This is a genomic window from Kocuria cellulosilytica (assembly GCF_040981245.1).
Taxonomy (GTDB): domain Bacteria; phylum Actinomycetota; class Actinomycetes; order Actinomycetales; family Micrococcaceae; genus Kocuria; species Kocuria cellulosilytica.
On sequence record NZ_JAVFWZ010000114.1, the window covers coordinates 1 to 552 of the forward strand.

Consider the following 552-nt stretch of genomic DNA (forward strand, 5'->3'; position numbering starts at 1 on the left):
GGCTTCTTCGCCCTGAACGCCGCCCCGGCCGTGCCCCTCCCGGGCGATCTGGTGGACCGGTGCGACCTGATCATCGTCAACGAGACCGAGTACGCCCTCATCCCCGAGCTGGCCGACGCCAAGCTGGTCGCGGTGACCTACGGCGCCGAGGGCTCTGCCCTCTACAGCCATGGGCGACGGGTCGCCTCCGCCCCCGGCAACGAGGTGGCCGTCGTCAGCACGGTCGGCGCCGGTGACGCGTTCTGCGCCGCGCTGGTGCTGGCCCTCACCTCCGGGCTCGACCACGAGACGGCGCTCCGCGCCGCCAACGCGGTGGGCGCTCATGCCGTCGGCGATTCCTCCGCGCAACCGGCCTTCTTTCCGCTGGCCCACTATCTGCCGCCGCCAGCGGCACCCGGGTGACCTTCTCGGCGGGGACGAGCGCGGTCCGGTGCCGGTCCCAGGGATGGTGGGGATCCCGGCCGAGGAGCTCGTCGGGGTTGCGTGCGGCGGTGACGGTGGCGATGCAGGAGGCGTAGGCCAGCCACAGCAGCCGGGGGCTCAGCGCCCACG

General features: G+C 73.6%; 1 protein-coding gene. It reads left to right on the forward strand.

Annotation, left to right across the window (positions count from 1 at the left end; all coding sequences use genetic code 11):
• Positions 1–402, forward strand: a 402-nt coding sequence (locus RCG67_RS17260; protein ID WP_368828039.1) for a PfkB family carbohydrate kinase, incomplete at its 5' end; no start/stop codon positions are given.
• Positions 403–552 lie beyond the last annotated feature (150 nt).